This is a genomic window from Mucilaginibacter tolerans (assembly GCF_030519375.1).
Taxonomy (GTDB): Bacteria; Bacteroidota; Bacteroidia; order Sphingobacteriales; family Sphingobacteriaceae; genus Mucilaginibacter.
This window is the reverse complement of record NZ_JAUMKB010000009.1, coordinates 136,028-161,502: the sequence shown is the minus strand read 5'-3', so window position 1 is coordinate 161,502 and position 25,475 is coordinate 136,028. Positions and strand designations below refer to the sequence as shown.

Below are 25,475 nucleotides of genomic sequence, written 5' to 3'. Positions count from 1 at the left end.
GATTCGCGTTTGAGGTTGCGAAATTAAGAAAAATGGCTGAATTAGTTGACTTAGTTGAATGGTTAAGTGGTTAAGTGGTTGATAGGGTTAAGCGAGTGTCATGTCCGTCACGGGAGACCTGTCCAGCGTGACAGACATGACACCCTGAAGAAACTGTCACGCACTGTCTCACTGCATAGGCACAGCGTGACAGACATGACAGTACACAACAGAGAGCAATGCTTATGCCGGTAAATGTCCGTCCGTTTTTTTGTATAGACAGCGATAATACAAACCAGACAAACTCTTGTATCGAATAACCTTGTCCGTTTTGTCTCACGGCTACTGGTGCTCAAAAACGGACGGACAAAACGGATTATTAAATAAAATTCTTTACAAATAAATAATTATTTGTATATTTGTAATAATCCGATCTCCTTTCTATCTCTACTACACAGCAAGCCAAATATTATCATATGATGATATGGTGATGGGGAAGTATTATTAAAATTTCAATTTGAAAATTTAATCTTAGCAGTTGATAACCCGATCAACTTAATCTAACTCAATCAACCTAATCAACTACTCTCCAACCATTCCACAGCATCATCAATAAACTGCTGCCATATTCCATCAGGTTGCCATACATCTTCAATAAACCCTTGCATTTCATCCTGACTTAAAATATCAGCAGAAAAAAGGTATAAGCCAGTAAATGCTGATGCACGGTAATTAGCAGCACAATGCACCAATGTCTTTTGATGGCTATGCTCATTCATCAGCTTGATAAAATCAATCAACTCGCTCAACTGCGGATTGTCAAAAATAATCGGCAGTTGGTGATACGCTAATCCCAATTTAGCAACCGATGCCGCTTCGTCAGCCAAAGCATATTTGCCATCTGATAAACCAAGATTAATAACAACCTGGTACCCATCATCGGCTATACTTTGCAGTTGCCCTTCACGTGGTTGACCAGCACATGCCAGCAGACCAGATACCTGTTTGAAGTTGTAGATGTCGCTCATGATGTAAAGATAGTGAGTGGTTGATTAACTTGAATAAGTTGATTGAGTTGAATTGAGTGTCACGTCCGTCACGGGGACCCCGTGGTGCGTGACGGACGTGACAGTACAGTACATAACTCCCTATAACCTGGCAACTGCCTTTTTCGTATAAGTTCCAAAAAAGATTCCTTTAGAGAAAATTTAAATCTTATCATGAAATTAAAACACATCGCATTAGTGGTATTGGCCTGTGCAGCATTGGGCTATACATCATGTAAAAAATCAAGCTCTTCAAAAACAGTCGACTCAAAAACAGTAACCAGCCAGATCGCGGTAAACCTGGCGCAGACCTTGTATTCTGGTTTCGGCGGTTTTAACATTACAGCTGGTCTTAACTCTCCTTCACAATTCGGCTTAGATCGCAATTCGCTTAAATTAAAGTTGGGAAAAAGTGGCATGGGAGTTAATAGCTTTGGAGATATTACCTGCGGTATGCATGCCGATACTACCTTCAGCGCTACTATCGATGCCGACGGAACTCAGGCAACTGTATCAGGCTCTATTGGTTATACCTATAACTGTACTAATAATGTATTTTCAGGATTTGTAGTTACCGATAACCTCAAGGTGACAGCGGCAAGTGCACAAGTAAATGGTACTTTCAACATTGCAGAAAACCTGACATTAGCCGAGGTAAATCCAGGTGTTGATACTTCAAATGTTTCGTTGAACGGTACCGCCAGCTTCTCTGAAAATGCAAAAGTAAATGGCAAAAGCACCATTATGTCATTCAATTATACCTTTCATAATGTGATCATTGATCAAACGGGTTCTATTATTAGCGGTGCTGCTGACTTTTCAACCACCGGAAGCGGCGCACAAGGCACATGGAACGCCTCTGGTACTATCACCTTCTTAGGTAATAATTCAGCTAAGGTTGTTATCAATGGCGCAACTTATACCGTTAACCTTGAAACCGGAGCAGTAAGTTAACCGGCATAAAAAGATTTTCATTAAAAGCTCTCTTCGGATGAAGGGGGCTTTTATTTGTTTGGTGATGGAAGTGCGAGCGGTGTCACACTGAGGCACTCAGCATGACCCTCTACTCGCAGATATGTTTGCTTTGTCTATTATTTATAAGTACACGAGAACGAACGGACAACCACTTAACCATTCAACAAAATCCCGTATACTTGTTTTCGCATGAAAAAACTCTTATCCAATTTAACCTTCCAGGTGATTGTAGCCATCGTATTGGGTGTGGTGGTGGGATTATATTTCAAAGATTTTGGTCCGACAGCAAAGCTCATCAGCGATAAATTTATCGACATGATAAAGATGCTGATCCCTTTCATCATCTTCATCACCATTGTGTTGGGCATAGCCGGTATGGGCGATATGAAGAAGGTAGGAAGGGTTGGGGGTAAGGCCATACTGTACTTTGAGATCGTGACCACTTTTGCACTGGTGATGGGTGTAGGTTTTGCTAACCTTTTACAACCCGGCAGCGGCTTACCTGCTCCGCATGGTGCAGCCAACGCCAAATTACAGGTATATCAAAAAGCAGCCTCTGAAATGAAATGGGGTGAGTTTTTTGCACATATTATCCCATCCAATGTAATAGATGCCTTTGCCAAAAGCGATATTTTGCAGATACTTTTCTTTGCCATATTGTTCGGTTATGGATTGAGTTTGCTAAAAGAGACTGGCAAACCCGTGCTTGATTTTTTTGAAAAGCTGAACAAGGTTTTCTTCAACATTATGGGTGTGGTGATGAAGGTAGCGCCTATTGGTGCATTTGCGGGAATGGCTTACACGGTGGCAACTTATGGTATCAACACACTTGGCCCACTGTTAAAATTATTAGGTGCAGTATTCTTCACAATGCTGCTGTTCATCTTTGTGGTGCTGTTTATTGTGAGTTTGATCTACAAGTTCAGCTTATGGCAATATCTCAAATACATTCGTCAGGAAATACTAATCGTATTAGGCACTTCCTCATCTGAAACCGTGCTGCCAAGTATGATGGAGAAAATGGAGAAATTCGGGTGCGCCAAATCTGTCGTTGGATTAGTAATCCCGGCTGGGTATTCCTTCAATTTAGATGGAACTACTATTTACCTGTCTATGTCGGTTATCTTCCTGGCACAAGTGTTCAATATTCCTTTGTCGCTGGAGCAGCAACTGGTTATCATAGGTATCCTGATGATCACCTCCAAAGGCGCAGCAGGCGTAACTGGCAGTGGTTTTATTGTCCTTACGTCTACTTTAACAGCCATTAAAGTAATACCGGTGGAAGGTGTCGCTTTGTTATTGGGCGTCGATAGGTTTATGTCGACCGCAAGGGCGCTAACCAATATGATAGGCAATGGCATTGCTTGTATTGTGATAGCGAAGAGTGAGAAGGAGTTTTATCCGGTGGCGAATCCCAACTGATTTACGATTTACGAATGGATTTTTTTGACGAAATAAACGATCTGGAGTACTTGTTTCTAACTAAAATGAAAAACCTTCCAGCTAATAGATTATCAATAAATATTAAAGAAGCAATCATTTCAGAAGAAGAGCAAGATATAACTATAGGCTCTAAAAATTTAGGTCCGGCAAAGCGAATTCTTGCAGATGGACCAGGGAAGGAATATGAGTTTTTTTTCAAAAGCTATGGTGCTTATTGCGTAGTTAACGAGAGTTTTTCAATGTTTCAGAATGATGAAGAAAGAATCGGAAGATTGTTTTGCATCTATTCAAAATCTCACTATTTAGATTTCATTCATAATAATACTTTGGTGGATGATATATATGATTACGATGGTGAATTAAAGCACTATGCTATCAATTGTTTGGACCATATAATCAATATTGTGACAATAGATGAGCCCGTTATAAAAAGGATTTGTTAGAAATTGCCTGTCCACTTTATTAAATACCTATGGGCACGGCGTGAAGGACGGACAGGACAATATGCATTCTTTAAAATCTAAAATCGTAAATCTAAAATCGTAATTTATTCCCTCTTTATTGACTTTGAGATTACCATGAATAACTTTAGCTTTGCGCACACATAATAAAATCTATGAGCGTTCTCGTAAACAAAGATTCCAAAGTAATAGTTCAGGGTTTTACCGGCCAGGAAGGTACTTACCACGCATCGCAAATGATCGAATACGGTACACAAGTGGTTGGTGGTGTTACTCCCGGAAAGGGCGGCAGCACTCACCTTGACAGACCTGTTTTTAATACTGTTGCCGATGCAGTTGCTAAAACCGGCGCCAACGTTTCTATCATCTTCGTACCGCCACCATTTGCAGCTGATGCCATTATGGAAGCAGCCGAGGCTGGTATCGGGGTGATCGTTTGTATCACTGAAGGTATCCCTACTAAAGACATGATTCAGGTGAAGGAATACCTGAGAGGCAGAAACAGCCGCTTGATCGGTCCAAATTGTCCTGGTATTATTACTGCTGATGAAGCGAAGATCGGTATCATGCCGGGTTTTATCTTCCGTAAGGGTAATGTAGGTGTGGTATCAAAATCAGGAACTTTAACTTACGAAGCCGTAGACCAGGTAGTAAAAGCCGGAATGGGCATCACCACAGCTATCGGTATCGGTGGCGACCCGATCATTGGTACGACTACTAAAGAAGCGGTTGAGCTATTAATGAAAGACCCTGATACACACGGTATTATCATGATAGGCGAAATAGGCGGTGGCATGGAAGCCGAAGCTGCACGCTGGATAAAAGAGAACGGAACAAAACCTGTAGTAGGTTTCATAGCAGGCCAAACAGCTCCTCCGGGACGCCGTATGGGTCACGCAGGTGCTATTGTAGGAGGAGCTGACGATACAGCTGCTGCTAAGATGAAGATCATGACTGAGTGCGGTATACGCGTAGTAAAATCACCTGCCGATATAGGTGCTGCTATGGCGGAAGAATTGAAGAAATAGAATCAAGAGGCAAGATTCAAGATATATGAGAATCCTGGTAAGAAATTGCCGGGATTTTTTTATTTACGCCACACCGTTCACACTGAAATCATAGATGCGTTTTGTTGTTAAATTGATTTTTAATTGGAAAAAGCAACTTCCGCCATCGAATACAGAAAGTATCTTTTTTTTCCATGAGAAATTTTGCGGAAACACATCGCAGAAACAATTTGCCCAAACCTCTTTTTCACCGGTTGCGTTAGTTACTATGATAAACTGCTTATAATAACCTGATAGATTTTTAATTAAAAGATATTTTTTTGCTCTCTTATTATATTTCTGCACGCTTTTATCTATTAGTTTTTCGATTGTAGTTATATCACCTTCCGACAATTCAGCCGGTTTATAGCTATTGTCAAAAATATAACCAGGTATGCTATTTAATTTCAGGATTACGTATTTGGACGTATCTGCTATATTAGGATAAATCGGTACATCAATCTTCGTTTTATTTTCAGGCGAATGATGCCTTGAAAGAAATAAGGAGCAGATAAAGATTAGGATTCTCATGGCATGAATATACAATATTATTTGTTCAGGCTTTTGTCCATTTTGTCGCGTAGCGGCTGTCACCCCGTTACGGACGGACAGAACACCACCTTGTCAACCCAATGTAAACAAGCTCCGCCTCCAAAAATCAAAACACCAATGCCATCGTATATTTGTTGTAACCGGGGAAAGTTGATTAAATCACTCATTCACTAACTCACTCATTAAAATTATGGAATACAACAAGCTAACACCCGAAGAAGAAAGGGTAATACTATACAAGGGAACGGAAAGACCGTTCACCGGATCATTATTAAACAACAAAGCAAAAGGCCTGTATGTGTGCAAACGCTGCGATACTCCTTTGTACCGATCTGATGATAAATTCGAATCCTTCTGCGGATGGCCCAGCTTTGATGACGAGATACCCGGAGCAGTACGCAGGGAAACCGATGCGGACGGACGCCGCACAGAAATACTTTGTGCTAATTGTGGTGCACACCTAGGTCACGTTTTCGAAGGCGAATACATGACACCTAAGAATACACGGCATTGTGTTAATTCGGTATCGTTGAAGTTTGTGCCTCTTGAAGACTAAGTTGAAAAATTGTAAGGTTGGAAAGTTGTTTTGATGTTTTTAACCTTACAACTTTCCAACTTTAAAACATCTTATTTCACCTCCTTATCAAACACCCCATGCCACAACAAAGCAGCAAGTATACCACCAATGACGGGTGCTATTATAAATAGCCATAGTTGCCCCAATGCTTTTCCGCCGGCAAAAATAGCAGGACCAAAACTGCGCGCGGGATTAACCGATGTGCCGGTAATGGGGATAGCCACTAAATGTATCAATACCAAAGTGAGTCCAATCGCCAGGCCCGCCATTGTTGAATTACCCCAGCGGGACGTGGTGGCAAATATCACGAACAGAAAAAGGAAGGTAAGTACGGTCTCGGCCACGAATGCCGACTCGGTACTGTAACCTCCCAGGTATCCCGGCCCCCAGCCATTCGACCCAAGGGCATATTCGCCCATGGCAAAATTGGGGCTTCCCTTTTGAAATTCGTATAATAACGCAGCTGCAATGGTGGCGCCAACAAATTGGGCCACGACATATCCTATAGCATCTTTCCCCGAGATCTTACGGGCAACGAGCATGGAAATGGTAATAGCAGGATTAATATGACATCCTGAAATAGGGCCTATGGCATAAGCCATAACCACAACAGCCAGCCCAAAGGCAAGGGCTATACCTAAAATACCGATGCCCAAAGGGGCGTCGGGAAGAACCGCGGCAGGAATTGTCTTTCCGTCGACAACTGCTGCGCCGCAGCCAAATAAAACTAAAGCAAAGGTTCCAATGAGTTCGGCTAGATATTTTTTCATAATGAGATAGGTTGTTTTATTAAAGTTATCACAAATTATTTCTCATTACGAAGGGTTTAGTAATTCTTTTGTTTATAACTAATGGGCATGTGAAAAACTAACATTAACATCCTAATCCCCTCATCCGCTATCTTTGGACCTACAAGTTCTTTAACAAACGCTATCGAAGGTTGCCGGGGTAAAAGCCGGCATTAAAAGGGAACCATGTGTAAATCATGGGCTGACGTGCAACTGTAGAGCCAGACACCTGCCAGGATAGCTTGTCAAAACTTTCACGAATAAGGTTTTGGCAAAAGCCCTGTCCCCCGTACTTCCGTAAAAGTGCCCGGTTCATTGTCTTTTGTCGACTCCAAAATAAAAACGACAAGGCATGAAACAGGAAAACGAAGTATTACTCCGGGAGAACAAGGATCGATTTGTGATCCTCCCCATCAATTACCCCCGCATCTGGGAAATGTACAAAAAACACGAGGCCAGTTTCTGGACCGCTGAAGAGATCGATCTCTCCGACGACCAGAAGCATTGGGAAAACCTGAACGATGGCGAAAGACACTTTATATCGCATGTGCTAGCGTTCTTCGCAGCAAGCGATGGTATTGTGAACGAGAACCTTGCCGTCAACTTCATTAGCCAAGTGCAGGTACCTGAGGCACGATGTTTTTATGGTTTCCAGATCATGATGGAAAACATCCACTCGGAGACGTATGCTTTATTAATCGACACCTACATCAAAGATCCTATTGAAAAAGACCGCCTGTTTCATGCCATTGACACCGTTCCCGCAGTGAAGAAAAAAGCCGAATGGGCCCTGCGCTGGATAGAGAACGGAACATTTGCCGAACGGTTAGTAGCCTTTGCAGCCGTAGAAGGTATCTTCTTTTCAGGCAGCTTCTGCTCCATCTTCTGGATGAAAAAACGCGGGTTGATGCCGGGACTAACCTTTAGCAATGAGCTGATTTCGCGTGATGAAGGTATGCATTGCGAGTTTGCCTGTCTATTGTACAGCATGCTGTCTCAGAAACTAAGCAAACAGGAGGTTAACCATATCATAACCGATGCGGTAGATATAGAAAAAGAATTCGTAACGGAAGCCCTGCCGGTAAACCTCATCGGCATGAATGCCAAACTGATGAGTCAGTATATTGAGTTCGTAGCAGATCGCTGGTTGGTTGAGCTAGGGTACGATAAAGTCTACAACGTCACCAATCCATTTGATTTTATGGAGATGATATCCCTGCAGGGCAAAACCAATTTCTTTGAGAAACGAGTTGGCGATTATCAGAAAAGCGGAGTGTTGAATGCAACAACCGAAACCAAATCTTTCTCGCTTGACGAAGATTTCTAATTAATCTCTAATCACTAACCTTTAACCGCTAACCCACCATGTACGTAATAAAAAGAGACGGTAAAAAAGAAACCGTAAAATTTGATAAGATAACAGCACGTATCGAGAAACTGTGCTATAGTTTGAACCCGGCGTTGGTTGACCCGATAGATGTCGCCAAAAAAGTAATTGAGGGTTTGTATGACGGGGTAACCACCTCCGAGCTGGATAACCTGGCGGCAGAGACGGCGGCCTCATTAACTACCAAACACCCGGATTATGCTTTGCTGGCATCGCGCATAGCGGTATCCAATCTGCATAAAAATACGATCAAATCTTTCTCAGAAACGATGAGAAGATTGCATGGCTATATCGACCCGAAAGCAGGCAAAAACGCATCATTGATTGCTGATGATGTTTGGGAAGTGATTGAGAAAAATGCGGAAGTATTGGATAGCACCATCATCTACGATCGTGACTTTGGTTTTGACTATTTCGGCTTTAAAACGCTGGAGAAATCATACCTGTTAAAGATCGATGGCAAGATAGCTGAACGCCCTCAGCATCTGTTTATGAGGGTGTCGGTAGGTATCCACAAGGATGATATTGACAGCGTGATCAAAACCTACAATCTAATGAGCGAGCGCTGGTTTACGCATGCTACGCCGACACTTTTTAATGCCGGTACACCAAAGCCCCAGATGTCATCATGTTTCTTATTGACTATGAAGGATGATAGTATCGATGGTATTTATGATACGCTGAAACAGACTGCCAAGATATCGCAAAGCGCAGGAGGTATAGGTTTGAGCATTCATAATGTACGGGCTACGGGGTCTTACATTAGCGGTACCAATGGTACAAGTAATGGGATCATTCCGATGCTGAAAGTATTTAATGATACAGCACGTTATGTTGACCAGGGCGGGGGTAAGCGTAAAGGTGCTTTTGCGATTTATTTAGAACCGTGGCATGCTGATATTTTTGATTTTTTAGATCTGCGTAAAAACCACGGCAAGGAAGAAATGCGTGCGCGCGACCTGTTCTATGCCCTTTGGGTATCCGACCTGTTCATGAAAAGGGTAGAGGCTAACGGAGACTGGAGCCTGTTTTGTCCTCACGAAGCACCGGGATTGTCAGAATGCTTCGGAGCGGAGTTTGAAGCATTATATGAGCAATACGAGAGCGAAGGCCGTGCACGTAAAACTGTAAAAGCGCAGGATCTGTGGTTTGCCATTCTGGATGCACAGGTAGAAACCGGTACGCCTTATTTGCTGTATAAAGATGCGGCAAATGGTAAATCGAACCAACAGAATTTGGGTACGATCAAAAGTTCTAACTTGTGTACCGAGATCATGGAATATACATCCGATAAGGAGGTCGCAGTATGTAACCTGGCTTCACTGGCATTACCGAGATATGTAATCAACGGCATATTCGATCATCAAAAATTGTATGAGGTAACTTACCAGGTTACCTTAAACCTCAACCGCATCATCGATAATAATTATTACCCGGTTGAAGAGGCACGTTATTCTAACCTGCGCCATCGCCCGATTGGTTTGGGTGTACAGGGTTTGGCTGATGCATTTATATTGCTGCGCTTGCCGTTTGAAAGTGAAGAAGCAAAACTGTTGAACAAAGAGATTTTTGAGACGATCTACTTTGCCGCGATGACAGCGTCAAAGGACCTGGCTATTAAGGAGGGTGCTTACGAAACATTTAAAGGTTCGCCCTTATCAAAAGGGAAATTCCAGTTTGATATGTGGGGCGTAAAGCCTGACAGCGGAAGATGGGATTGGGAAAATCTGCGCCTGGATGTGATGAACCATGGTGTGCGTAACTCTTTATTGGTTGCTCCAATGCCTACTGCTTCTACCTCACAGATATTGGGTAATAACGAATGTTTCGAGCCTTATACATCCAACATCTACACTAGAAGGGTATTGAGCGGTGAATTTATCATTGTAAACAAATTCTTGCTGCGTGATTTGGTTAACCGCGGCTTGTGGGATAATACAATGAAAGATAAGATCATCACTGCTAATGGATCAATACAGGATATTGCTGAAATACCACAGGAATTGAAAGACCTGTACAAAACTGTTTGGGAGATCAAAATGCGTAACATCATTGATATGGCCGCCGACAGGGGCGCTTATATCTGCCAGTCGCAATCATTGAATTTGTTTATCAATGCACCCAATGCGTCCAAGCTCACTTCGATGCACTTCTACGCCTGGAAGAAAGGCCTGAAAACCGGTATGTACTACCTGCGCACACAAGCAGCTTCGCAGGCGGTTAAGTTTACGGTAGAGAACCAGGGTGGCAAAAACATGGAGCCGGTGATCCCTGATCATGTAAAACAGGTAGCCGATGAAATACCTGCCGGGCCAACCTGCTCGATGGATGAGGGCTGTGTTACGTGCTCGGCATAGATTTTTAGTCGATAGACGATAGACCATAGTCGATGGTAATATGTAATTTTGCCTAAAACTATGGATTATCGACCATAGACTATGGACAAAAATGATCAAACACGAAATAGTTCGCTGTGAGCGATGCCAGTCGCCTTTTGAATGTAAGGCCAATTCATTCACCAAATGTCAGTGCACCACCGTGCAGCTGACGCTGAATGAAACCCAATACATTAGTGAACAATTTGATGGGTGTTTGTGCGCAGGGTGTTTGATGGAGTTGCAGCGAGAGTATAGGGAAGCAATGGGTATAAACGGATAATATGTCGACATTTTTTTTACAAATACGTTGCGAGTTTGATGAGTATTATTCTACAATTATAGAAGATGATGGTCGTGTTGCTTACGCCTATTTATATGAGGGAGAGGACATCATAGGCGATGTTTGGCTCTATAACCAACAGCAAGCTCCCATAACGTCTTTCTGGCTAGCCGAGGATATGCCTTTTTTAAATCCAACAGAATACCTTGCCAAAGATGCGGCCATAAAGCCCATAATAAATGAAAACGAAGTAAGATGTGAATGGACAGAATCTAAAGATGATGGATTGATAGAGGTTGGTATTTATATCCGTGACAAATTTGTAGCTTCTATTACATCAGGTTCTAAACCTGGTTGGTCGGTATTAGTGGCAAAAGATGGTCCTCTGGCATTGATCTATTAATTGTTTCTTTCCGGCTTTCCGACTTTTCCGACTTCCCGACTAATTCCTTATCTTCGACCCCCGAAATCATTCAGAACAAAATGAAATTATTAGAAGGAAAAACCGCACTCATCACCGGGGCATCAAAAGGAATAGGCCGTAAAATAGCCGAAAAGTTTGCCGAGCATGGCGCCAATGTTGCTTTTACTTACTTATCGTCTGTTGAAAAAGGACAGGCCTTAGAGCAGGAACTGCAAAGCTTTGGCACCAAAGTAAAAGGCTACCGCTCCGATGCTTCTAAATTTGATGAGGCTGAAAAACTCGTGAATGATATCGTGGCTGATTTCGGTACACTGCATATCGTGGTGAATAATGCCGGTATCACCAAAGACGGTCTGCTGATGCGTATGACCGAAGAGAACTGGGACGAAGTGCTGGATGTGAACCTGAAATCGATCTTCAACGTAACCAAGGCTGCATCAAAGATCATGATGAAGAACCGTTACGGGGTGTTTATCAATATGAGTTCGGTAGTAGGTGTACAGGGTAATGCAGGGCAGGCCAACTATGCAGCTTCAAAAGCAGGTATTATTGGTTTTTCCAAATCTATCGCAAAGGAATTAGGTTCACGTAATATACGTACCAATGTGGTTGCCCCGGGCTTTATCAAAACGGAGATGACTGAGGTATTAGACCCCAAAGTAGTTGAAGGTTGGGCTGCAGCCATCCCGCTTAAACGTGGTGGCGAAACCGAAGATGTGGCCAATGCCTGTGTTTTCCTAGCATCGGATATGGCTGCCTACATTACCGGGCAGGTGATACCTGTTGATGGGGGAATGCTGTAGGATTTCGGAAGGCGGAATTTCGATTGCGGAATTTTTATCACTTGATAAAATGACAGGTAAAAGGGAAATTAACTATTGGATGTTAATCACTATTTGCCTGTCATTTTTCTTTTATAACACCCTTATGTCCAAAAGTCAGACGCCAGACCAGTCGTTTGAAGTCAGAGTCTCAGTAAAAAAGAAATTGAACCATTACCTCAATATCGTAAAGATTGGTCAGGTAGTAAAAACTTTTAGTGTTGATAAGCTAGCTGATCTTGGAGAGTTTGATCACGCTGATGCTGTAAAAATATTGGCCTGTAAAAAGGTAAAGAATGTTTATTACATCCTGTTTTGGTATGAATATCGATCAACCCCATCTAAAAATGGGCAAGGATTCTGTGGAGACGGCTATGAGGAATTTGTTACATCGTTACAGTTGAGCTAGGATCTCAAAATACTAAAAATTAAGCCTGAGCAAGGTTTCCAGTTGTATTGCAAATCTTGATAAAATTTATAAATATAATAAACGCCATCCCGAATACGGATTTGAAATAAAAGACAGGCCTGCCGGATCACAATAAAACATTCACAATTATTTTGCATTTTGCACACTAACGTAAAACGTATTACGTCATACGTGCAACGTAAACCATATGCAGCTTTTATTTTCAGTAACATGGGGGACAGTTTCGGGTTGGTGGACACCGGTTTGCCTGTTACTGGGTTTGGGGTATGGCTGGATGATGTACCGTCAGCCGGTTAGTTTGGGTAAGCGTGCACGTTATGCCTTATTTGCTGCTCGGTCTGTTACTGTATTCCTGCTTTCGTTTTTGCTGATTTCGCCTTTGATCCGCTCGGTGGCTTATAACCCGCAGAAGCCATTGGTATTGATTGCACAGGATAATTCAGAGTCGATAAGACTATTTGGTCTAAGCTCAAAAGAGAAAGACTTTACCGGAGCGCTCTCGCAACTAAAACAACAATTAGGCGATCAGTACGATGTACGGGAGTTTAATTTTAGCGGTGATCTGAAGGACGGTTTGTCGGATAAATTCAACGGCAAGCAAACCAATATTTCGTCCGCCATTCATCAGTTGAATGAGCGCTATGTAAATCAAAATATCGGCGCTTTGATACTGGCTACTGATGGCCTGTACAACCAGGGGAGTGACCCGCATTATGAAGCTAAAAACCTGAAAACAAGCATCTATACCATTGCTTTGGGTGATACGGTTGCCAAGCGCGATTTGCTCATCGGCAATGTCAATTATAATAAAACGGCTTATCTCGGAAATGATTTTGAGACGGAAGTATTAGCCGAGGCTTACCAGGCAAAAGGCGAAAGCATTCATCTGACTGTTGATGAAGATGGGAAACAAGTGTTCTCTCAAACCGATGTCGTTACCTCCAATAATTTTCGGAGAACGATACCAATGAAATTAAATGCAGATAAAAAAGGTACCCGCAAGTTTACGATCAACATCGCCTCTGTAAAGAACGAGGTATCGATTCAAAACAACACTGAAACCATTTATGTAAATGTGCTGGATGCACGGCAGAAGGTATTGCTTCTGTATAATGGTCCGCATCCGGATATAAGCGTCATCAAGCAATCGATAGAAAGCAACCGCAACTACGAGGTAAAAGCCAGTTTGCTGAGCGATCTGCCTAAATTGAAACTAAGTGATTACAGCCTGGTCATTCTGTACCAAACTGCAAGCAACAGTTCTGGTGAATTGCAGAGTTTCATTACCAAAAGCAAAGTGCCGGTTTGGTATATCGCCGGAGCGCAAACCGATCTGCCGCAGTTGAACAGCGAGCAGAAGCTGGTGCAGATCAACTCGGGCCGGAGTGATATGCAAGAAGTATTTGCGCAGCATGTGCAGGAATTTTCGCTGTTTACATTATCTGATTCTACCAAAAAGAAATTAAGCGAATTACCACCGCTGCTGGCTCCTTATGGCAATTACAGCAGCAGTGGTACCGGGCAGTTATTATTCAAACAACGTATAGGAGAAGTTGCTACGCCATATCCTTTGTTATCCTTCAGTGATGAGAACGGACGCAGAATGGCTGTGTTAACAGGAGAGGGTATATGGCGATGGTCATTATCGGAATACAATACCTATGGTAGTCATGCCGCTTTGGAAGAGTTATTCGGACAGGCGGTTCAGTATTTGACAGCCAATAGTAATCACCAGCGCTTACGCGTATATGCCGCCAAAAATGTTTTTGATGAAGGTGAAAACGTTATTCTCAATGCGGAATTGTATAATCAGGCTCTCGAATTGGTCAATACACCGGATATCCGTATCGAATTGAAAAGCCGCGCCGGTAAGACTTACAGCTTCCTGTTCTCAAGAAACGGGCAAAGCTACCAACTGGATGCCGGCACTTTGCCTGTAGATGAGTACACGTATTCCGCATCAACTAAACTAGGTAATGAGACGTTTAACGCTACCGGTCAGCTCACTGTAAAACCTTTGAATCTGGAAACCCGCCAAAGCGCTGCCGATCATCAGTTGTTGTACGATCTTGCTAAGCAATCAGGCGGGCAAATGCTTCAGCGATCGCAAATTAGTCAGCTTGCCGATTTGATTAAGAAGAATGAAAATATCAAAACCGTTGTTTATGAGGATAAACGCTACAGCGACCTCATCGACCTGAAATGGATATTTATTTTGATTGTTGGAGCGCTAAGCGCTGAGTGGTTTGTGCGTAAACGGGAAGGGGAAGTATGATGATCAATATTCCTTCTGTTATCGAAATATCCGGGACGGTAGCCTTCACCATTTCGGGAGCATTTTCGGCTATGCAAAAGCGCTTGGATGTTTTCGGTGTGCTCATCATGGGTTTTGTAACAGCCATCGGCGGAGGAACAATTCGTGATGTACTGATTGGTGATACACCCGTTAACTGGATGCGTAATTATGAAACACCCCTCATCATTCTAGGTACAGGGATCGCTACGATTTTCTTCAAAAAGTACATCAAGACATTTAAAACTACTTTGTTCTTGTTTGATGCGCTTGGTTTGGGGCTATTTACTATCATCGGTACACAAAAAGGTATCAGTGCAGGCCTAAACCCCGGCGTTTGCGTCGCTTTGGGAACCATAACCGGCTGCTTTGGTGGAGTATTGCGTGATATTTTGCTGAATAATATTCCGCTGATATTTCAGAAGGAGATATATGCGACTGCATGCATTGTTGGTGGGACTCTGTATATTTTGCTGCTGAATGATCTTGATACAGATATTGTAGAATTGTTAGCCGTTGCGGTAGTTTGCGCAATCAGGATAATAGCGGTGAAGTATAAATTATCGTTGCCTAAGTTTTATGCGTAGTCAGTGGTCTGACTTTCAACCTCTTCAGTCCTTCTTTTCTTTCACGATCACAAAAACATCCTCATTGTCTTTTTTCATGAGATACTTTTCGCGGGCGAATTTTTCGAGCTTTTCTTTGTTGGAAGTGAGTTCATCCAGGTCCTGGTGAACCTTTGCAGTTTCTTTTTGATAAAAATCGCGCTCCTGCTTTAGTTTGCTCACCTGCTGATGGTATTCCCATTGCGAAAACAGGTCGTTACGGTCAAAGAAAACCATCCAAACCAGGAATATGGAAGAAACCAAGAAGTATTTATTTCTGAAGAGATTTAAGAAGCGCTTCATCCCAATCGCGTAAATTTTCTTTTAAAGCTATTTAATTTATTTGAATGGTGCAAGTGGGATTGGTAATTTACTAAAGGTTAGGTTTTTAGGCTGGTGTGAGGCGAAGGATGTTTAGGTATATTTGTAGAGACGCAATGCATTGCGTCTCTACATCGGTTAAGAATTATCTCCTATTTCCACGCGATTTATTGCCACCAAATCTCCTCTTGCCATCCCGGTGTCCTGATGTACCTCCCTGCCGCTGGCCCGATCCCGGTCTCTGCCCGTTCTGTGATGCCTGTTTAGTCAATTCCTGCTTGCGTACAATAGCAGCCGCATTCATGGGATAGGGGTGAGCCTCAGTTACCGGAATGGATTTACCGATCAGCTTATGAATATCTTTGATGAATTCCATTTCTTCTTCATCGCAGAAAGAAAAGGCAATGCCATCTGCTCCGGCCCGACCTGTACGGCCAATGCGGTGTACATAAGTCTCGGGAATATTCGGTATTTCGTAATTGATTACGTGAGTAAGCTCGTCGATGTCAATTCCGCGTGCAGCAATATCTGTAGCGATGAGCACCCGTGTTGTCCGGTTTTTGAAATTAGTCAGCGCTCGTTGCCTTGCATTTTGCGATTTGTTGCCATGAATTGCTTCGGCGGTAATGCCCACCCTGTTCAGGTCTTTTACCACTCTGTCTGCTCCATGCTTTGTGCGGGTGAATACCAAAGCGGTTTTTATGGATTTATCACCCAATAGGTGGATCAGCAATGACTTTTTGTTGTTCTTCTCTACATAATAAAGCGTTTGCTGAATGGTATCCGCAGTAGACGATACCGGCGTAACTTCTACTTTTTCAGGGTTCCGCAATATGGTATCCGCCAGTTGCTGAATTTCTTTTGGCATCGTAGCCGAGAAAAACAGCGTTTGTCTTTTTTGAGGCACTTTGGCGATTACTTTTTTCACATCGTTCACAAAACCCATATCCAGCATGCGGTCTGCTTCGTCGAGCACCAGCATTTTGATATGGTCCAGCCTGACAAAACCCTGGTTCATCAGGTCGAGCAATCGGCCGGGAGTGGCGGTCAGAATATCTACCCCACGGCGCAAAGCATCTACCTGCGGGTTTTGTGATACCCCACCGAAGATCACCAAGTGTTTCAATCCGGTATGGCGACCGTAGGCCGCAAAGCTTTCATCTATCTGTATAGCAAGCTCACGCGTTGGGGTTAATATGATTGCCTTAATTGTTTTTTGTTCCTTGTGCTGCAGCCTGTCCTGGTACAGTAGCTGCAAAATAGGTATGGCAAATGCTGCGGTTTTACCAGTGCCGGTTTGCGCGCAGCCCAGCAAATCTTTTTGTTGTAATAAGATGGGTATGGCTTGTTCCTGTATAGGCGTCGGTGTGGTATATCCCTCGGTTTTTAGGGCCCTGAGGATAGGCTCAATTATTTTTAAATCTTGAAATAACATGTAATGTGTCTAAATGTAATATGCTAACGCGAATGCATAAGCGGATCTGAAGAGTCTCGTCTGAAATGATCAAAACCGTAAGCGAACGGGTAAATATGGCGGCAAAGATACGGTTTTTATTTGAGGTAGGATTAGATTACTCGTGCTTAAATAAAAGTCACGGGTTGCCTTTGCGCTAAGACCGCCTGTCACACTCGCGCCAAGGTTGTGTTCGCGAAGTGAACGTGAACACCTATACCCACAAAAAAGCCCCGGTTTCCCGAGGCTCTATAATCTATTAAAAGCTTTCGCTTTCGCCTTTAAGCTTTTACCTTATTTTTTCGCGTATTTAAAATTCTTGCCGATAAACTTCGCGCTGTCGCCCAACTCTTCTTCAATGCGAAGCAGTTGGTTGTATTTCGCGATCCTGTCTGAACGTGATGCAGAACCGGTTTTGATTTGTCCGCAGTTAAGGGCTACTGCTAAGTCGGCTATAGTAGCATCTTCAGTTTCGCCAGAGCGGTGGCTCATTACTGAAGTATAACCATTAGTCTGTGCCAATGATACTGCATTGATGGTTTCAGTTAACGAACCGATCTGGTTTACTTTAACCAGGATAGAGTTGCCAATGTGCTCATCTATGCCTCTTTGTAAACGTTTTACGTTGGTTACGAACAAGTCATCGCCTACTAGTTGAACTTTACCGCCGATTTTATCGGTCAGTAATTTCCAGCCATCCCAGTCATCCTCAGCCATGCCGTCTTCGATGGAAATGATAGGATATTTTGCTGCTAATTCAGCCAGGTAATCAGCTTGCTGCGCACTTGTACGAACAGCGCCTTTGTCGCCTTCGAACTTAGTATAGTCGTATTTGCCGTTTACATAAAACTCGGATGCAGCACAGTCAAGCGCCAGGCATATTTGCTCGCCTGCTTTGTAGCCAGCTTTTTCAATAGCTTTCAAGATAGTTTCGGCAGCGTCTTCGGTGCCGTCAAAAGTTGGCGCAAAACCACCTTCGTCGCCCACAGCAGTTGAAAGACCACGGTCGTGCAAAATCTTTTTCAGGTTGTGGAACACTTCTGATCCCCAGCGTAATGCTTCAGAGAATGAAGGAGCGCCAACCGGCATGATCATAAATTCCTGGAACGCGATAGGTGCGTCAGAGTGAGAACCACCATTGATGATGTTCATCATCGGGATAGGCAAAGTATTGGCATTCACACCACCGATGTAGCGGTATAGCGGCTGACGGCTTTCCTGCGCAGCAGCTTTAGCAACGGCTAATGAAACACCAAGAATAGCGTTAGCACCTAATTTGCCTTTATTTTCGGTACCGTCAAGTTCGATCATTAAAGCGTCGATAGCATTTTGTTCAAATACATCAACACCTTGCAGTTCTTTGGCAATAATATCGTTTACGTTGGCAACGGCTTGTAAAACGCCTTTGCCCATATATTTTGATTTGTCGTTATCACGAAGTTCAACAGCTTCATGCGCACCGGTTGAAGCACCTGAAGGGACAGCAGCACGGCCCAGAGCGCCATTTTCAGTTAAAACATCTACTTCGATAGTAGGGTTACCACGCGAGTCGAGTATCTGGCGGGCGTGAACGTCAATAATTAAGCTCATCTTAAATTGATTTTTTTAGGAATTGAAATTTAGTTAGTGTCAAATGTACACTAATTGTATTATACTTTCCAAATATACAAATCATATTAAGTTTAGCTCAAATAAAATTGCAGGATTATGCTGAATTAACGATTTGATAACACAGATGGGTAGTACCTGAAACGTTTTACGTAGTGCGTTTTTGATTTGGAGTTATACGTATAGCGCAATACGTCGACCATAGAACGTTAAAAATTATTCCCATTTAAAGGTCTTCACTGCAACCACATAAACGCCGATGAACCATATTCCCAAGATAAGCAACTGATGAGAAACATCTCCCAGTGATGCTCCTTCAAAAGCAACTTTACGCATTGCTTCGTTCAGGTGGGTTAATGGCAATACTCTACTGATATGTTGCAACCAGCTGGGGAATGCAGCCGTGGAGAAAAATGTGCCGGACAACAAAAACTGTGGCAGCGTTATAATATTAGAAAACGGCGGCACAGAACTTTCGTTTTTAGCGACACCGGATATAATAAAACCAAAACCCATAAAAATGATGAGCCCGATAGCCGACAAGATCAGCATATCAACAACTGTAGCAAGACCATGTATCAGGGTGAAATGAAAGACATAATGTCCGATCGCGATAATAAATAATGCACCCAGCAACGCAAAAACAATACGTGCCAGTGCCTCGCCCAGAACAATGCTGTAGCGTTTTACCGGAGTGGCGAAGAAACGCTTAATAACAAGTGTCAGACGCAGACTCAGGAACACAAAAGCTGTACCGAAAACCCCGCTGCTGAGTAATGAAAAGCCCAGCATGCCAGGAAGGATAAAGTCGATATAACGGTACTCGCGGCCTTGTATGGTGGCTTCTTTAACTTCAGCTAATTGTGGCTGATTTTTGTTTATTGCCGCATTCGCCTGGTATAAGATGTTATTCAAAGTGGATTTTAAGATGCCGCCTTTAGATGAAGCTTTTGTATACTGAACATCAATTGTAAAAGGAGGCATTGCATTATTTTTCTTAATATCCAATATGGCATCAATTGACCCTTTTGATAAATTTTTGTTCATCTCCTCGGTCGACTGATCTTTAATCAGATTCAGCATCTGGTTCTTTTTCAGTACCTGGTAAACCATGTTAGTGGTATCGCAACCTTTAGCCACACCTACATCAACCGTAACACCGCTACCGCCAATATTGGCAAATACCACAATAAATATCAAAGGGAACACCAAACTAAACACGACAGCCGAAGGGCTGCGTAATATCGACCTGAAACTAGCCTTGGCTATGGCGAGTGTTGCACGGGTATTGCTGTATGGTTTTTGGTTATTAGTCATTGGTCATTTTTAAAGCCCGGAAGTCGGAAAGACTGAAAGTCCGGAAGATTGTTTAGTTTGAAAGATTTTAACTCAGTACTTAAGACTCTGGACTTTACTCCTCCCGCCATTCCTTACCGGTCAGGTTGATGAATACATCTTCAAGGTTGGCCAGTTTTACTTGTTTTGGCCTTTCGAAGCCGCCGGCTACCAGTTTATCGATAAAATTGTCGGGGGTATCAATGCCGATCACTTTGCCGCCATCGATAAAGGCAACACGGTCGCATAATACCTCTGCCTCATCCATATAGTGCGTGGTTATTACCACAGTAGTTCCGTTGTTGCGTATCTCTCGGATCAGGTCCCACAAATTACGTCGTGCCTGTGGGTCAAGGCCGGTAGTAGGCTCATCCAGGAAAATTATGCGCGGGTCATTGATCAATGTAGTAGCGATAGAAAAGCGTTGTTTTTGTCCTCCCGACAGGTCTTTATACTTCGCTTTAGCTTTTTCAGTCAAGGCTACTTTTCCAAGCATTTCCATTGGCGTTTTGTTGATGCCGTAGAGGCCAGAGAAAAGTACGATCAGCTCTGATAAATTCAGATTTGGATAATAACCCGCTGCTTGTAACTGTACTCCGATACGTTTTTTAATATCATCAGCATCTTTCCCGATAGAAAAACCATCGACTGAAATTTCGCCGGAGGTTTTATCCCTAAGGGTTTCAATGATCTCGAGGGTGGTAGTCTTACCCGCGCCGTTAGGACCAAGCAGCCCGAATATTTCGCCTTCATAAACTTCAAAGCTGATATCGTTTACAGCGGTGAAATCACCATACTTTTTTACCAGGTTTTTTACAGTGATGATCGGTTTTTTTACCATGCTGTAAAAATGATACAGAAAAATGGAATATCAATGAGTTTTTCGGTGAATAGCGCAATTTTTACGGTGAAGAGGTCTTACGTAATAGGTTAGACGTTTTATGTATTATGATTTCTTGAATTGATGAGGGAAGGGATTTGAAAAGTGAAATGGAGGAGAAGTCTGTTCCGATGGGGACAAGATCAGTGCGAAGAGCTCGTTTCTTCGGTTAGCTCAGCAGGTTGGCAAACGAGCGCGTGAATGATTCCATCCGCTCGAATAAAAAATTTGAAAATTGTGTTAATGTCTTCATGTAGTTTATCTTATACAAAATAACAGAACGTGTATTAAGCGTTCTGTTAATCTGTGTTAAATTATTGTTGTGTGATGTTAAGTTTGAGAATCAAGGGTCAAGAGCCAGGGATCAAGAAGGTCTGCCAATGAATGCGTTCTATCTCGATTCTTGTCTCTTGCTTACGGACTCTTCAAATTTATTTCACCAAATGCCCCAACGTTTGGATCACGGCATGGAGTTGATGTAGGGTCTCAGTGGCAAGGTGGATGAGCTGGATAAGCAGAATAGTTTTCATGATATTGTTTTTGTTTTGCGATACAAATATGTCCCCGTCCACAAAAAAGCGTGAGGGATATTAGGCGAACAGCTGGAAATCGTCGGTGAATTGGGGAGGGAAATTGGATGAGTCGGGGAAAATTGCCGGTGTCTTATTGCAAGATAATGTAAGGCTTATATATTATATTTATCTCATCGTAACCATTAGATCAAACATATGAAAACCTTTATTCTCCTTACTACATGCATATTCATTTTGTACTCCTGTTCCTCTCATCACGACCAGACAGGTGTCGGGTCATCAAAAACAGCGTATGCTTTACCTGATGATAGTGCCATAACGAAAGCCGTACACGATGCCTATGCCGCAATCAGTTTCAAAAAGGGAGAGAAGCCACGTTATAGCGAAATCAAAAATTATTTTATCCCCCAGGCGCAATTGATCAATTTCCGGACAGATACTGCACAGGTTACAAGTATCGATCAGTTTATCGATCCGTTGTATAAGCAGTTCATAGAAGGCAACCACGTCAGCATGTTTTATGAAGAAGAACTTTTTGGCAGAACAGAGCAATTTGGCAGGGTAGCACACCGCATCAGTACCTACAAAACCTATCTAAACAGTATGGATACCGTTGCGGAAAGGGGTGTGAACAGTTTTCAATTAATAAAAACCAAAGGTGGCTGGAAGGTGTCTAGTATAATCTGGGACGTAGAAAAGCCCTCACTTAAAGTACCTGATTATTATTTAAAGAAATAGTATTGATTAATAGTTAGTATATAGACTTGCATTGAGCCTCTTTGCTAACAGGCCCGTCGCTTTTTCGGGATCTATATCTACAACCAATACGCCAACTTCTGAGTAAGGCTGGTGAGCAACACAATTGCCATCAGGATCGATCACACAGGTTGCCGATTCAGGATATTTCATGGTATAGTTGCAGGCTGCATAATAAATGGTATTCTCCATGGCTCGCATCATGATCGCCTTTTCGTAATAGGGGTTGTTCTTATTGCCCCACTCATAAAGCTTATCGCCATGGGTATCGTTGCCGGTGCAATGCGGATGGAAAACAATTTTTGCGTCCCTTCTGGCCGACCATCTTACCGATTCAGGATAACGGAAGCCTTCATGACAAATCGTGATCCCGAACTTAACGCCATTTACTTCAAATATACTTTTCTCGTTACCGGGAATAAATAGCTCATCTTCCGTTGGCGGCGATAGTTGATTTTTAGTCTGACGACCAATTACTTCTCCTTTGGCTGATATCACCCATGCTACATTTAATATACCATCGGGATGGTCCCAGTCCATTGGGAAGATAACAGCGATAGCATTTTCCTTCGCCATAGCGCAAACACTTTTTAGTGCAGCTTCCAGTTTGGTAGGTGAGTGAGCTTCTACCTCAAAACCAACGCCACGTAAGCCAGGGACATAAGACTCAGGAAAACAAACAACCTCCGCTTTTTGTGCCGCTGCCTCTTTTATCATTTTTTCAACCCAGTGCAGGCCGTCGGCTATTGATTTTGGAAAAGGAGGGGAGGCTAAGGCTATTTTCATAAGCTATAATCGAATTAATCAGGGATGGCCAAATCTATAAAAATAAAAAAGGCGGGAAAAATTCCTCCCGCCTTCAAGTTTGTTTCTTATTGCATCAGCTTGATGAAATCATCAAACAAATATCTTGAGTCATGCGGGCCGGGTGATGATTCAGGGTGATATTGCACCGAGAATGCTTTTTTACCTTTCACCCGGATACCTTCTATCGATTGGTCGTTCAGATTCACGTGGGTGATCTCTACTTTGTCAGATGCACGCACAGCTTCAGGCACTACGCCGAAACCGTGATTTTGTGAGGTTACTTCGCAATGATCGATAATGATATTTTTTACCGGGTGGTTCAAACCGCGGTGACCATTAAACATTTTTTGAGTTGGGATATCATTGGCCAATGCCAGCAACTGGTGGCCAAGGCATATACCGAACATTGGTTTATCAGATTTTAATATGTCTTTCACAGTTTTAACCGCGTAAGGCATAGCAGAAGGATCGCCTGGGCCGTTGGAAATGAAGTAACCGTTAGGCGCAAAATCCTTTTCCATTTCTTCGAAAGAAGTTTTTGCAGGGTATACTTTAGCGTAAACATCACGATCATGAAAATTGCGCAGGATATTTTTCTTAACGCCCAGGTCCAAAACCGCTACACGGTACTTGGCATTTTCTTCGCCAAAGGTGTAAGTTTCGGTAGTTGAAACCTGTGATGACAGCTCCAGCCCATCCATTGATGGTACCTCGGCCAGTTTTGCTTTCAGTTCTTCAATATCGAGGATTTCAGAAGAGATGATCGCATTCATTGCGCCTTTATCGCGGATATGACGCACCAACTGTCGGGTATCGATATCCGAGATCGATACGATATTTTGTTCCTGGAAATAATCCTGGATAGATTCATTAGCCTGCTTGCGGGTATAATAGATGTTGTAGTTTTTGCAAACCAACCCTGCTATTTGTATGCGGTTTGATTCAACTTCATCTTTAGCGATACCGTAATTGCCGATATGCGCATTGGTGGTTACCATAATCTGACCGAAATAGGAAGGATCAGTGAATATCTCCTGGTAGCCGGTCATCCCGGTATTAAAACATATCTCGCCGGTGGTGGTGCCTATCTTTCCGGCAGCTTTGCCATAAAATACAGTTCCGTCAGCCAGTAATAATACTGCGGGTAACTTGGTGAAGTTGGTAATCATAATAATAAAAAAATGAATAGTTAAAGTGCCGGTCAGACTGAGGTTCAGCTCCGTGAAAGCAGTTGTAAGAAGTGCAATGGGCAACTACCGGATTCACGCCGCAAAAGTAAGATTTTATTTCGGATTTCGAATTTGAAATTTCGAAATTTATAAATGCGTTTAATTATGTGATTTTGATGATGGTACAAATCCGAAATTCGGCTCCCGGAATTCGAAATTATCATACATTTGCCAACCAAATATTACCAGTATGTCTGTAAATAAAGAGATCAAACGGGTTACTACCAATACCTTACAGGAAATGAAGCAACGTGGTGAGCGCATATCCATGCTTACTGCGTATGATTATTCCATGGCAACCATAGTTGATGCTGCCGGAACGGACATTATACTGGTTGGGGATTCCGCCTCAAATGTAATGGCAGGCCATGAAACTACCTTGCCCATTACGCTCGACCAGATGATCTATCATGCTTCCTCAGTTGTTCGTGCTGCAAAAAGGGCATTGGTTATCGTTGATCTTCCATTTGGCTCGTACCAGGGTAACTCTAAAGAAGCGCTTAATTCGGCTATCCGCATTATGAAAGAGGCCGGAGCACATGGCGTGAAGATTGAAGGCGGGGTAGAGATCGCCGAATCTGTAACGCGTATTCTCACAGCCGGTATTCCGGTGATGGGGCATTTGGGTTTAACCCCACAATCTATTTATAAATTTGGCACTTATACTGTACGTGCAAAAGAAGAACAAGAGGCTCAAAAATTACGTGAGGATGCCTTAAAATTGCAGGAACTGGGTTGCTTTGGTATCGTGCTTGAAAAAATACCTGCACAACTGGCAAAAGAAGTCGCTGAGAGCGTGAGTATTCCCATCATCGGTATCGGTGCGGGGAAATATTGTGACGGACAGGTTCTGGTGATTCACGATATGCTGGGCCTCAACAAAGGGTTTAAACCGAGGTTTTTAAGGCAATATGCTGATTTATATACAGTGATGAGCGATGCAATAAAGAATTATATTGATGATGTGAAATCGAGAGACTTTCCGAATGAGAAAGAACAATATTGATGTGCAGATGTGCGTATATGCAGATGATAAATCAAAAATGATATTTGATTGTTCAACACTAT

25 protein-coding genes and 1 riboswitch are annotated in these 25,475 nt (G+C 42.8%); of the genes, 15 read left to right on the top strand and 10 right to left on the bottom strand.

All coding sequences use genetic code 11. The features are described 5' to 3' along the window. Positions 1–557: 557 nt before the first annotated feature. Positions 558–1,007, bottom strand: coding sequence for a protein tyrosine phosphatase family protein (locus tag Q3A68_RS14215; protein ID WP_302901768.1), 450 nt, complete (start codon positions 1,005–1,007; stop codon positions 558–560). A gap of 192 nt (positions 1,008–1,199) precedes the next feature. Between Q3A68_RS14215 and Q3A68_RS14210 the strand changes: the two genes are divergently transcribed. The 4 genes from Q3A68_RS14210 to sucD all read left to right on the top strand — a co-directional run bounded on the left by Q3A68_RS14210 (position 1,200) and on the right by sucD (position 4,932). Then, entirely contained in the window at positions 1,200–1,979 is a 780-nt protein-coding gene (locus Q3A68_RS14210) for a hypothetical protein (protein ID WP_302901767.1), read from the top strand. A gap of 210 nt (positions 1,980–2,189) precedes the next feature. Next, positions 2,190–3,422: a C4-dicarboxylate transporter DctA gene (gene dctA, locus Q3A68_RS14205; RefSeq protein WP_302901766.1), complete on the top strand. Its 1,233-nt coding sequence runs from the start codon at positions 2,190–2,192 to the stop codon at positions 3,420–3,422. A 65-nt stretch (positions 3,423–3,487) separates the two neighbouring features. Then, positions 3,488–3,886 (top strand): hypothetical protein, encoded by a 399-nt coding sequence (locus tag Q3A68_RS14200; RefSeq protein WP_302901765.1) that lies wholly within the window; start codon positions 3,488–3,490, stop codon positions 3,884–3,886. 173 nt (positions 3,887–4,059) lie between these two features. Further along, positions 4,060–4,932 (top strand): succinate--CoA ligase subunit alpha, encoded by an 873-nt coding sequence (sucD, locus tag Q3A68_RS14195; RefSeq protein ID WP_302901764.1) that lies wholly within the window; start codon positions 4,060–4,062, stop codon positions 4,930–4,932. A 63-nt stretch (positions 4,933–4,995) separates the two neighbouring features. Here sucD and Q3A68_RS14190 read toward each other — a convergent pair whose 3' ends face one another. Continuing rightward, positions 4,996–5,481, bottom strand: coding sequence for a hypothetical protein (locus Q3A68_RS14190; protein WP_302901763.1), 486 nt, complete (start codon positions 5,479–5,481; stop codon positions 4,996–4,998). Positions 5,482–5,692: 211 nt separating this feature from the next. Between Q3A68_RS14190 and Q3A68_RS14185 the strand changes: the two genes are divergently transcribed. After that, positions 5,693–6,058, top strand: coding sequence for a methionine-R-sulfoxide reductase (locus Q3A68_RS14185; RefSeq protein ID WP_302901762.1), 366 nt, complete (start codon positions 5,693–5,695; stop codon positions 6,056–6,058). Between the two features lie 71 nt (positions 6,059–6,129). Here the strand turns inward: Q3A68_RS14185 and aqpZ are convergent, their stop codons facing one another. Further along, the gene (aqpZ, locus tag Q3A68_RS14180) at positions 6,130–6,849 is read right to left on the bottom strand and encodes an aquaporin Z (protein ID WP_368045679.1); all 720 of its coding nucleotides are present in this window, start codon (positions 6,847–6,849) and stop codon (positions 6,130–6,132) included. 149 nt (positions 6,850–6,998) lie between these two features. Then, positions 6,999–7,118, top strand: a riboswitch (cobalamin riboswitch). 101 nt (positions 7,119–7,219) lie between these two features. On the opposite strand from aqpZ, the gene Q3A68_RS14175 reads away from it, so the two are divergent. From Q3A68_RS14175 to Q3A68_RS14140, 8 genes are all read left to right on the top strand, one after another. Beyond that, positions 7,220–8,194 carry a ribonucleoside-diphosphate reductase small subunit gene (locus tag Q3A68_RS14175; RefSeq protein WP_302901761.1) on the top strand — a complete coding sequence of 325 codons (975 nt, stop codon included), beginning with the start codon at positions 7,220–7,222 and terminating at the stop codon, positions 8,192–8,194. 38 nt (positions 8,195–8,232) lie between these two features. Beyond that, complete coding sequence (locus Q3A68_RS14170) at positions 8,233–10,611, top strand: ribonucleoside-diphosphate reductase subunit alpha (RefSeq protein WP_302901760.1); 2,379 nt, start codon at positions 8,233–8,235, stop codon at positions 10,609–10,611. Between the two features lie 91 nt (positions 10,612–10,702). After that, positions 10,703–10,912 carry a cysteine-rich CWC family protein gene (locus tag Q3A68_RS14165; RefSeq protein ID WP_302901759.1) on the top strand — a complete coding sequence of 70 codons (210 nt, stop codon included), beginning with the start codon at positions 10,703–10,705 and terminating at the stop codon, positions 10,910–10,912. Between the two features lies 1 nt (position 10,913). Continuing rightward, the gene (locus tag Q3A68_RS14160) at positions 10,914–11,315 is read left to right on the top strand and encodes a hypothetical protein (RefSeq protein ID WP_302901758.1); all 402 of its coding nucleotides are present in this window, start codon (positions 10,914–10,916) and stop codon (positions 11,313–11,315) included. Between the two features lie 80 nt (positions 11,316–11,395). Beyond that, on the top strand, positions 11,396–12,139 hold the full coding sequence (fabG, locus tag Q3A68_RS14155; protein WP_302901757.1) for a 3-oxoacyl-[acyl-carrier-protein] reductase: 744 nt from the start codon (positions 11,396–11,398) through the stop codon (positions 12,137–12,139). Positions 12,140–12,263: 124 nt separating this feature from the next. Next, the gene (locus Q3A68_RS14150; RefSeq protein WP_302901756.1) at positions 12,264–12,566 is read left to right on the top strand and encodes a hypothetical protein; all 303 of its coding nucleotides are present in this window, start codon (positions 12,264–12,266) and stop codon (positions 12,564–12,566) included. A 208-nt stretch (positions 12,567–12,774) separates the two neighbouring features. Further along, positions 12,775–14,862, top strand: coding sequence for a vWA domain-containing protein (locus tag Q3A68_RS14145; protein WP_302901755.1), 2,088 nt, complete (start codon positions 12,775–12,777; stop codon positions 14,860–14,862). Continuing rightward, positions 14,859–15,467, top strand: coding sequence for a trimeric intracellular cation channel family protein (locus Q3A68_RS14140; RefSeq protein WP_302901754.1), 609 nt, complete (start codon positions 14,859–14,861; stop codon positions 15,465–15,467). The genes Q3A68_RS14145 and Q3A68_RS14140 overlap by 4 nt, the downstream gene beginning before the upstream one ends. A gap of 24 nt (positions 15,468–15,491) precedes the next feature. Here Q3A68_RS14140 and Q3A68_RS14135 read toward each other — a convergent pair whose 3' ends face one another. The 5 genes from Q3A68_RS14135 to Q3A68_RS14115 form a co-directional block, all read right to left on the bottom strand. After that, complete coding sequence (locus tag Q3A68_RS14135; RefSeq protein WP_302901753.1) at positions 15,492–15,788, bottom strand: FtsB family cell division protein; 297 nt, start codon at positions 15,786–15,788, stop codon at positions 15,492–15,494. A 163-nt stretch (positions 15,789–15,951) separates the two neighbouring features. Continuing rightward, entirely contained in the window at positions 15,952–17,241 is a 1,290-nt protein-coding gene (locus Q3A68_RS14130; RefSeq protein WP_302901752.1) for a DEAD/DEAH box helicase, read from the bottom strand. 312 nt (positions 17,242–17,553) lie between these two features. Further along, positions 17,554–18,849: a phosphopyruvate hydratase gene (eno, locus tag Q3A68_RS14125; protein WP_302901751.1), complete on the bottom strand. Its 1,296-nt coding sequence runs from the start codon at positions 18,847–18,849 to the stop codon at positions 17,554–17,556. A 234-nt stretch (positions 18,850–19,083) separates the two neighbouring features. Beyond that, a complete protein-coding gene (locus Q3A68_RS14120; protein WP_302901750.1) occupies positions 19,084–20,184 on the bottom strand; it encodes an ABC transporter permease in 1,101 nt (366 codons plus the stop codon). 94 nt (positions 20,185–20,278) lie between these two features. Further along, positions 20,279–21,043: an ABC transporter ATP-binding protein gene (locus tag Q3A68_RS14115; RefSeq protein WP_302901749.1), complete on the bottom strand. Its 765-nt coding sequence runs from the start codon at positions 21,041–21,043 to the stop codon at positions 20,279–20,281. A gap of 767 nt (positions 21,044–21,810) precedes the next feature. Between Q3A68_RS14115 and Q3A68_RS14110 the strand changes: the two genes are divergently transcribed. After that, positions 21,811–22,353: a hypothetical protein gene (locus Q3A68_RS14110; protein WP_302901748.1), complete on the top strand. Its 543-nt coding sequence runs from the start codon at positions 21,811–21,813 to the stop codon at positions 22,351–22,353. 6 nt (positions 22,354–22,359) lie between these two features. Here the strand turns inward: Q3A68_RS14110 and Q3A68_RS14105 are convergent, their stop codons facing one another. After that, positions 22,360–23,157 (bottom strand): carbon-nitrogen hydrolase family protein, encoded by a 798-nt coding sequence (locus tag Q3A68_RS14105; protein ID WP_302901747.1) that lies wholly within the window; start codon positions 23,155–23,157, stop codon positions 22,360–22,362. Between the two features lie 86 nt (positions 23,158–23,243). Then, positions 23,244–24,347, bottom strand: a complete 1,104-nt coding sequence (gene carA, locus Q3A68_RS14100) for a glutamine-hydrolyzing carbamoyl-phosphate synthase small subunit (RefSeq protein WP_489671735.1) — start codon at positions 24,345–24,347, stop codon at positions 23,244–23,246. Positions 24,348–24,597: 250 nt separating this feature from the next. Here carA and panB point away from each other — a divergent pair, with 250 nt between their 5' ends. After that, complete coding sequence (panB, locus tag Q3A68_RS14095; protein WP_302901746.1) at positions 24,598–25,413, top strand: 3-methyl-2-oxobutanoate hydroxymethyltransferase; 816 nt, start codon at positions 24,598–24,600, stop codon at positions 25,411–25,413. The last annotated feature ends 62 nt before the right edge of the window (positions 25,414–25,475 follow it).